We start from the raw sequence: 9,701 nt of genomic DNA, 5'->3' as shown, positions 1-9,701 counted from the left end.
ACGCGGCGCCCGGGACGGACACCCGGCGGCTGGGCATCCCCGCCGCCGGGTGCGACCATGTGCAGGGCCGTCCCCACCGGGACACCGCAACGCGCCCGCACCACCCCTGACCCCGTGCCCACGACCGGGCCCGGGGCCGTTCTCCCTCCGGAAGCTCGGACGTCCTACTACCGAAGCGGGCGACGGGCACACGGTCCGCCCACCCCACGACGCAGAAGGACACCAGTCATGACGACCCCGGGCCTCACCTTCGACCTCAAGCCCTCCGCGCAGCCGCTCACCCCGGCCGAACGCGAGGCCGCCCTCGCCGACCCCGGATTCGGCCGCTACTTCACCGACCACATGGTCACCATCCGCTGGACCGAGGGCCGCGGCTGGCACGACGCGCAGCTCGAACCGTACGCGCCCCTCCAGATGGACCCGGCGACCATGGCGCTCCACTACGGCCAGGAGATCTTCGAGGGCCTCAAGGCATACCGCCAGCCCGACGGCTCCGTGGCGACCTTCAGGCCCGAGACCAACGCCGAGCGCTTCCAGCGCTCCGCCAAGCGCCTCGGCATGCCCGAGCTGCCGACCGAGCTGTTCGTCGAGGCCATCGACGTGCTCGTGGCGCAGGACCGCGACTGGGTCCCGGCCGGGGGCGAGCAGTCGCTCTACCTGCGGCCGTTCATGATCGCCACCGAGGTCGGGCTCGGCATCAACCGCCCGGCCAACGAGTACCTCTTCATGGTCATCGCCTCCCCGGCCGGGGCGTACTTCCCGCGCGGCGTCAAGCCGGTCTCCGTCTGGCTCTCCCAGGAGTACGTCCGCGCCGCACCCGGCGGCACCGGCGAGGCCAAGTGCGCGGGCAACTACGCCGCGTCCTTCCTCGCCCAGGCCGAGGCCGTCCGTCAGGGCTGCGACCAGGTCGTGTGGCTCGACGCCGTCGAGCGCCGCTGGATCGAGGAGATGGGCGGCATGAACCTCTACTTCGTCCAGGGCACGGGCGCGGACGCCAGGATCGTCACCCCCGCGCTGACGGGCACCCTGCTGCCGGGCGTCACCCGCGACTCCCTGCTGCGGATCGCCGCCGACCTCGGCTACGCGACGGGCGAGACCCGCATCTCCACCGACGACTGGCGCGCGGGCTGCGCCGACGGCACGATCAGCGAGGTCTTCGCCTGCGGCACCGCCGCCGTGATCACCCCGGTCGGGTCCGTGAAGTCCGCCGAGGGCGACTGGACCGTCGCGGACGGCGAGTCCGGCGAGATCACCATGCGGCTGCGCCAGACGCTGGTCGGCATCCAGACGGGCCGGATCGAGGACCGGCACGGCTGGCTGCACCACATCGGCTGACCTCGGGGACGTCCGGGCGCCGGGTCCGGATGGTGAGACGGCGGGTGGCACAGGGTCTGCCCTGTGCCACACTGGCCCCGTGCTTCGGTTCGCCATGATTATCGGTGACCAGCGCGCCGGTCCGCAGTGACCCTGCTGACGCCTCGCCCCTGAGCGGCAGCGGCCACCGTGTCCTGACCCGCGCGCAGACCTCTCGCATCCGCGAGGGGTCTTTTCGTTTTCGGGGGCACCGTGTTTCCAGAAGCGGCACGCGGGACCGGTGACCGGTCTCCCCGTCCCCAGCCCCTCCCACCTCCTCAGAACCGCACTCCCGGAGCCTTCTCCAGGACAGGAGCCCTGACCACATGACCACCGACGCGACGGACCGCACCGTCCCCGGCGACGCGTTCCATGTCTTCGACACCACGCTGCGCGACGGCGCCCAGCGTGAGGGCATCAACCTCACGGTCGCCGACAAGCTGACCATCGCCCGTCACCTGGACACCTTCGGCGTCGGCTTCATCGAGGGCGGCTGGCCGGGCGCCAACCCGCGGGACACCGAGTTCTTCGCCCGCGCCCGCACCGAGCTGGACCTGCGGCACGCGCGGCTCGTCGCGTTCGGCTCCACCCGCAAGGCCGGGGCCGACGTCGCGGCGGACCCCCAGGTACAGGCGCTGCTGGACGCGGAGGCGCCGGTCGTCTGCCTCGTCGCCAAGTCGCACGACCGGCACGTGGAGCTGGCCCTGCGCACCACGCTGGACGAGAACCTCGCGATGGTCCGCGACACGGTGGCGCACCTGCGCGCCCACGGCCGCCGCGTCTTCGTGGACTGCGAGCACTTCTTCGACGGCTACGCGGCCAACCCCGCCTACGCCCTCGACGTCGTCCGCACCGCCGCCGACGCGGGCGCCGACGTCGTCGTCCTGTGCGACACCAACGGCGGCATGCTCCCCGCCCAGGTGCAGGCCGTCGTCCGCACCGTCGTCGCCGACACCGGCGCCCGCGTCGGCATCCACGCCCAGGACGACAGCGGCTGCGCCGTCGCCAACACCCTGGCCGCCGTGGACGCGGGCGCCACCCACGTCCAGTGCACGGCGAACGGGTACGGCGAGCGCGTCGGCAACGCCAACCTCTTCCCGGTCGTCGCCGCCCTGGAGCTGAAGTACGGCAAGCGCGTCCTCCCCGACGGCGCCCTGACCGAGATGACCCGCACCTCCCACGCCATCGCCGAGGTGGTCAACCTCACCCCGTCCACCCACCAGCCGTACGTCGGCGTCTCCGCCTTCGCGCACAAGGCCGGGCTGCACGCGTCCGCCATCAAGGTCGACCCCGACCTCTACCAGCACATCGACCCCGACCTGGTCGGCAACTCGATGCGCATGCTCGTCTCCGACATGGCGGGCCGCGCCTCCATCGAGCTGAAGGGCCGCGAGCTGGGCTACGACCTGGCGGGCGACCGCGACCTGGTCGGCCGGATCGTGGCGCGCGTGAAGGAGCAGGAGCTGAAGGGCTTCACGTACGAGGCGGCCGACGCGTCGTTCGAACTGCTGCTGCGCGGCGAGGCGGCCGGCACCGACGAGCGGTTCTTCCGCCTGGAGTCCTGGCGCACGATCACGGACCAGCGCGCGGACGGCGGGGTGGACAACGAGGCGACGGTCAGGCTCTGGGCGAAGGGCGAGCGTGTCATCGCCACCGGCGAGGGCAACGGCCCCGTGCACGCGCTGGACCGCGCGCTGCGCACCGGCCTCGAACAGACCTTCCCCGAGCTGGCCCGTATCCAGCTGGTGGACTACAAGGTCCGCATCCTGGAGGGCAAGCAGGGCACCCAGTCCACGACCCGCGTGCTCATCACGACCAGCGACGGCACCGGCGAGTGGTCCACCGTGGGCGTGGCGGACAACGTCATCGCCGCCTCCTGGCAGGCGCTGGACGACGCCTACACCTACGGCCTGCTCCGCGCCGGGCTTCACCCGGAGGAGTGACGGGAACCGGAGGCGCTGTGGGCTTCCCACAGTGCCTCCGCCGTTGGCTGTGTGACTTCACTGCACGGCCGCCCCGCACCGGCCGACTTCTGTCCAGCGCGGCCATGAATCGGCGGCGGAGACTGTACGGATCTGACGAGGGCAGGCGGGGCCCAGGTTTCGTAGGGTCTGTACATGACCGATGTTTCCGAGGCTGAGCGGTCCGACCGCGCCGAGACGGCCCCCCTCGACGCCCAGGGGCGCGTGGCCGAACTGCGGGCGATCCGCGCCGAGGCGCTGCGCGGTCCCTCCGAGAAGGCGACCGAGGCGCAGCACGCGAAGGGCAAGCTGACCGCCAGGGAGCGGATCGACCTGCTGCTGGACGAGGGCTCGTTCCAGGAGGTCGGCGGACTGCGGCGGCACCGGGCGACGGGGTTCGGTCTGGAGGCGCGGCGTCCGTACACGGACGGTGTCGTCACGGGCTGGGGGACCGTGGACGGGCGGACGGTGTTCGTCTACGCGCACGACTTCCGTATCTTCGGCGGGGCGCTGGGTGAGGCGCACGCGCAGAAGATCCACAAGATCATGGACATGGCCATCGCGGCGGGCGCGCCGCTGGTGTCCCTCAACGACGGCGCCGGGGCGCGTATCCAGGAGGGCGTCTCCGCGCTCGCGGGCTACGGCGGCATCTTCCAGCGCAACACCCGCGCCTCCGGCGTCATCCCGCAGATCTCCGTGATGCTCGGCCCCTGCGCCGGCGGCGCCGCGTACTCGCCCGCACTCACCGACTTCGTGTTCATGGTCCGTGAGACGTCCCAGATGTTCATCACGGGCCCTGACGTCGTGCAGGCCGTCACCGGCGCCGAGGTCTCCCACAACGGGCTCGGCGGCGCCGACGTCCACGCGGGCACCTCGGGCGTCGCGCACTTCGCCTACGACGACGAGGAGACCTGCATCGAGGAGGTCCGCTACCTCCTGTCCCTCCTGCCGTCCAACAACCGCGAGAACCCCCCGGCCGTCACCCCCAAGGACACCCCGGACCGCCGCGGCGACACGCTGGTGGACCTCGTCCCGGCCGACGGCAACCGGCCGTACGACATGCGGTCCGTCATCGAGGAACTCGTGGACGACGGCGAGTTCCTGGAGGTCCACGAGCGCTGGGCCCAGAACATCATCTGCGCCCTCGCCCGCCTCGACGGCCAGGTCGTCGGCATCGTCGCGAACCAGCCGCAGTCCATGGCCGGCGTCCTGGACATCCACGCCTCAGAGAAGGCGGCGCGCTTCGTGCAGATGTGCGACGCGTTCAACATCCCGATCCTGACGCTGCTCGACGTCCCCGGCTTCCTGCCCGGCGTGGACCAGGAGCACGGCGGCATCATCCGGCACGGCGCGAAGCTGCTCTACGCCTACTGCAACGCGACCGTCCCGCGCATCTCCCTCATCCTGCGCAAGGCGTACGGCGGCGCGTACATCGTCATGGACTCGCAGACGATCGGCGCCGACGTGACGCTGGCCTGGCCGACCAACGAGATCGCCGTCATGGGCGCGGAGGGCGCGGCCAACGTCATCTTCCGCCGCCAGATCGTGGCCGCCGAGGACCCCGAGGCGATGCGGGCGCGCATGGTCAAGGAGTACAAGGCCGAGCTGATGCACCCCTACTACGCGGCCGAACGCGGGCTGGTCGACGACGTCATCGAACCGGGCGAGACCCGTTCCGTCCTGATCTCGACGCTGGCGATGCTGCGCACGAAGCACGCGGACCTCCCGGTCCGCAAGCACGGCAACCCGCCGCAGTGACCCGGGGCGCGCGCCCCACACCGAACGACGAGCACGGAACGAGGAGAAGCCACCGATGAGCATCGAGACGAGCGGTGACCCGCGTCTGGTCCGGGTCGAGAAGGGCCAGGCCAGCGCCGAGGAGCTGGCGGCCGTGACGGCGCTGCTGATGTCGCGCGCCGCGCGGGTCCCCGCCGGGCCCGCCGCCCCGGTGCGCTCCAGCGCGGGCTGGCGGCGCCTGGAGCGCAGCGGCGGCTTCCGCGCGCCCCACAGCTGGCAGGGCTGACCGCCCCCGAGGTCAGCGTCTGCATCCCCCGGCCCCCCGGACGGCACGCGCCGTCCGGGGGGCCGTTGTGCGTGCGGCCTCCCGGGACGGCGCGGCCGACGTGGGCGACCGGTCGCGACCGGATCTGCTCGGGAGGGCACCGATTCCTCATCGATAAACCACCGATCGATCCCGGAACTGTTGTGATTTTGTTCACGCCCGCCGATCGAAAACCGACAAAGCGGACGTAAGTTCGAATCGAATAAAGCCGACAAAGGCTGATATCGCTTCACTCCTGCCACAGGACGGGCCACCGCCACGTGTGCATCCCGTGGTGCTGAGGTGTGCGTAAGTCCGGTTTGCCCCCACGTCTCATCCACACACCGTGATGACTTGTCTGCACAGCGTCATAGATGTCACGGCCTTGTTCCGGGCCCTTGTTGCCGGTCGGCCACTGTGCTGGAATTCCACGGACCGTCGCGGGTCGGCCGCCCTGTGAGGGGCGCGCACCAGGCGTCACGCACTGGCTGATCGCAAGACGCGTCGGTTGCCCGAACGACCGGAACGGGGCTCTCCATCCGCCCCCGGCTCGACACCGCCTCGTCGTCACGACGACGGGCGCTAAGGTCCAGAGGTTGCGACGCTAGTGCAGGGACGTTTGAAGAGGGAAGGCAGTGCTGCGGGGGATGCGGGGCCAGGTGGTGTGACCGACCGGGAAGCCCAGTCCGGCACCGGTACGGGTGACAGCCCGGCACCGGCCGCACCCGACGGCGAACGCCCCCCGGCCGACGGCTCGCCCGAGGCCGGACCCGACAAGACCGGCACGCCCGCGCCCCAGCGCCCCAGCGCCGCGGGCTCCCGCCTCGCGCTGCGCAACTGGCGTATCAGCACCCGCCTGGTGTCCCTGATCGCGCTGCCCGTGGTCGCGGCCACCATCCTCGGCGGTTTCCGCCTCCAGAACTCGATGGCCAACATCGAGCAGCTCGACGACATGCAGCTGCTCACCGAGATCACGGAGAACGCCACCCTCCTCGCCGCCGCGCTCCAGGAGGAACGCGACCGTTCCGTCGGCCCGCTGATCACCGGCGAGCCACGCACCAGCGACGAGGTGGCCGGTCCGCGCGAGTCCACCGACTCGGCGCTCGAACGGTTCAGCAACGCGACGCTGCGCATCGACAACACCGACAGCGCCATGGCGGGCATCTCCGCCACCGTCACGGACATCGGCCGCCAGCTCAACGACCTGAGCAGCCTGCGCAACAACGCCTTCGACGACCCGGACTACGTCTCCCAGACGATCTCCCAGTACAACGGCATGATCACCGCGCTGCTCAGCCTGTCCCAGGACATGGCCCAGGCGACGGGCAACGGCGAGATGATCCGCAGCACCCGCGCGCTCGCCGCGTTCTCGGCCGCCAAGGAGCACGCCTCCATCCAGCGTGCCGTCATCACCGCGGGTCTCGCCCGCGACCAGATCCCGGGCGACACCGCGCACCTCTCCAGCAGCGACTGGCGCTACGGCCGTACCAGCCAGCGGAACGAGGACGTCAAGCTCGACACGTTCCAGGCCATCTACCAGGACCGCGACCGCGCCGCCGAGATGCTGGAGCCGCTGAGCGGCGGCATGGTCAACATCTCGGCCGCCACCAGCTTCGCCGCCCAGGTCTTCTCGGCCGAAGAGGGCATCGCGGCCTCGCACCGCACGTACCGCTCCTGGTTCGAGCAGGACCGGGACAAGATCGACGCGATGAACCGCATCGAGCAGCAGCTGCTCGACGAGATGATCGCGCAGGCCCGCTCCCTCCAGGAGGAGGCCGAGAACGACGCCATCATCAACGGCGCCGTCGTCCTCCTCGTCCTCGGCCTCTCGCTCGTCGGCGCCTTCGTCGTCGCCCGCTCGATGGTCCGCTCGCTGCGCCGCCTCCAGGCGACCGCCCAGGAGGTCGCCCACAAGCGGCTGCCCGAGGTCGTCCGGCAGATGTCCGAGGCCGAGCCGGAGGACGTCAACACCTCCGTCGAGCCGATCGGCGTCTACACGAGGGACGAGATCGGCCGCGTGGCCGAGGCGTTCGACGACGTCCACCGCGAGGCCGTCCGCCTCGCCGGTGAACAGGCCCTGCTGCGGGGCAACGTCAACGCGATGTTCACCAACCTCTCGCGCCGCAGCCAGGGCCTGATCCAGCGCCAGCTGTCGCTGATCTCCGAACTGGAGTCCCGCGAGGCCGACCCCGACCAGCTGTCCTCGCTGTTCAAGCTCGACCACCTCGCGACCCGCATGCGCCGCAACGGTGAGAACCTCCTGGCCCTCGCCGGCGAGGAGCCGGGCCGCCGCTGGACCCGCCCCGTCCCGCTGGTGGACGTCCTGCGCGCCGCCGCGTCCGAGGTGGAGCAGTACGAGCGCATCGAGCTGTCCGCGGTCCCCAAGACGGACGTCGCGGGCCGCGTCGTCAACGACCTCGTGCACCTGCTCGCCGAGCTGCTGGAGAACGCCACGTCGTTCTCCTCCCCGCAGACCAAGGTCAAGGTCACCGGCCACGCCCTGCCCGACGGCCGGGTCCTCGTCGAGATCCACGACACCGGCATCGGCCTGTCCCCGGAGGACCTGGCCGAGATCAACGACCGGCTCGCCAACCCGCCGACGGTGGACGTCTCCGTCTCCCGCCGCATGGGCCTGTTCGTGGTCGGCCGCCTGTCCCTGCGGCACGGCATCCGCATCCAGCTGCGGCCCTCCGACTCCGGCGGCACCACCGCGCTGGTGATGCTGCCCGCCGACGTGGCCCAGGACGGCATACGCCCGCGCCCGGCCGCCGGCGCGGGCGGCGCCCCGACCGCGACGCTGCACCGCGAGCCCCCGCCCGTACGCCGCCCCGCCGCCGAGGCGGGCCGCCTCGGTCCCGGGCGGATCGGGGACACGTCCACCGCGCCGGGCAGGCGCAGCCTCGGCGGCCCGGCGGACGAACCGCGCCACCAGGTCGGCGGCGCGGCCGAACGCCCCGCGCTGCCGCCCCGTTCCGCCGGCGCGCCCACCGCACCGCAGGCACCCGCCCAGGCAGGACCGCCCGCGCCGCCGCCCGCCTCTGCCCCCACCGACGCCCCCGCCCCGGCGGGCGCGCCGGGCGCGGGCCGCCCCAGCTGGGCCACGAGTGTGGAGGACAGCGGCCGCATACCGGTCGCCAGGGCGGGCCAGGACCAGCCGCGCGGGCACGACGAGCTGTCCACGAGCGGCCAGTTCCCGGCCGTCCAGCCCGGCGGCTACCAGCAGCCGCCGCAGCAGCAGCCCCCCGCGCAGCCGGGCCGTTCGGCGATGGCCGACGCGTTCGCCGCGCGCCAGGCCAGGGCCGCGCAGGGCCTGCCGGACCACGACGACGACCCATCGACGACCGGCCGGTACGCGTACCCCCAGGCCGACCAGACGCAGCAGATGCCCCAGGTGCCGCAGGGGCCCGTGCCCCCCGCGCCGGACGGCAGGAACCCCTCGGACACCGGCGAGTTCCCCGCCCCGCAGCAGTACGGCGCCCCCTACCAGGACCCCGGCTACCAGCGGGAAGCGGACTACCGCCGGCCCCAGGGCTACCAGCAGCAGGACCGCGCCTACCAGGAGCCCGCGTACCAGGACCCCGGTTACGCGCAGCCCGCCGCGTACGGCGAGCCCGCGTACCAGGACCGCGGTGGTTACGACGCCGGGTCCGCGTACCAGGACGACGTCTTCGCGAGCGGCGCCCAGCAGGCCCAGGGGTACCGGGACGAGCCTGCGCCGCAGCAGCCCGCGCCGCGCCAGGAGCCGCAGCGCCGGGAGCCGCCGCGGCAGCAGGACGGCGGGGACGTCCACACGCCGCTGTCGGCACGGCAGTTCCCGCGCACGTCCGAGCGCACACCGATCTTCGAGGAGATGGAGACGACCTGGTTCGGCCTCCGTCACGCGCCCGCCCCACCGGACGCGCCGTCCTCGGGGGAGCAGGAGAGCTCCCCGCAGCAGACCCCACAGAACCCGCCCCCGCCGCCGCGGCCCGCCCAGCCGGGGCCGCAGTCCGGCGCACGCCACCCGGCGCAGCCTCCCGCCCCCCGGCGGGAGCCGGCCGGTGACGCGGGGGGCACCTGGCGCACGTCGCCCAACGACGAGCGGTGGCGCCAGGCGGAGCAGTTGCGCCAGCCGTCCGCCGGCGGGGTCACGACCTCGGGGCTTCCCCGGCGTGTGCCGCGGGCCAATCTCGTGGCCGGTGCCGCGCAGCAGCACCAGCAGGCCGCCCCGGCCGGTCCGTCGGTCTCCCGGCGCCCGGACGATGTCAGGGGCCGGCTGACCAACCTCCGCCGGGGGATTCAGCAAGGACGCCAGGCCGGTAACCCGCCTGGTCGGCCGGACCGGGGCTTCGGCCCCACGTACCAGT

At 72.6% G+C, this 9,701-nt stretch carries 5 protein-coding genes; all 5 read left to right on the top strand.

Annotated features, from left to right (window positions below; genetic code table 11):
* Positions 1-228 precede the first annotated feature (228 nt).
* Positions 229-1,335 carry a branched-chain amino acid aminotransferase gene (locus ACL02R_RS29625; RefSeq protein WP_412800047.1) on the top strand — a complete coding sequence of 369 codons (1,107 nt, stop codon included), beginning with the start codon at positions 229-231 and terminating at the stop codon, positions 1,333-1,335.
* A 344-nt stretch (positions 1,336-1,679) separates the two neighbouring features.
* The gene (cimA, locus tag ACL02R_RS29620) at positions 1,680-3,296 is read left to right on the top strand and encodes a citramalate synthase (protein WP_412800046.1); all 1,617 of its coding nucleotides are present in this window, start codon (positions 1,680-1,682) and stop codon (positions 3,294-3,296) included.
* Positions 3,297-3,470: 174 nt separating this feature from the next.
* On the top strand, positions 3,471-5,072 hold the full coding sequence (locus ACL02R_RS29615) for an acyl-CoA carboxylase subunit beta (RefSeq protein WP_412800045.1): 1,602 nt from the start codon (positions 3,471-3,473) through the stop codon (positions 5,070-5,072).
* A gap of 55 nt (positions 5,073-5,127) precedes the next feature.
* Positions 5,128-5,337 (top strand): acyl-CoA carboxylase subunit epsilon, encoded by a 210-nt coding sequence (locus tag ACL02R_RS29610; RefSeq protein WP_362968807.1) that lies wholly within the window; start codon positions 5,128-5,130, stop codon positions 5,335-5,337.
* Positions 5,338-5,962: 625 nt separating this feature from the next.
* The coding region (locus ACL02R_RS29605; protein WP_412800044.1) for a nitrate- and nitrite sensing domain-containing protein at positions 5,963-9,701 on the top strand (3,739 nt) is incomplete at its 3' end.

Source organism: Streptomyces sp. MS19 (assembly GCF_047200595.1).
Taxonomy (GTDB): Bacteria; Actinomycetota; Actinomycetes; order Streptomycetales; family Streptomycetaceae; genus Streptomyces.
This window is presented reverse-complemented; position numbering and strand designations above follow the sequence as displayed.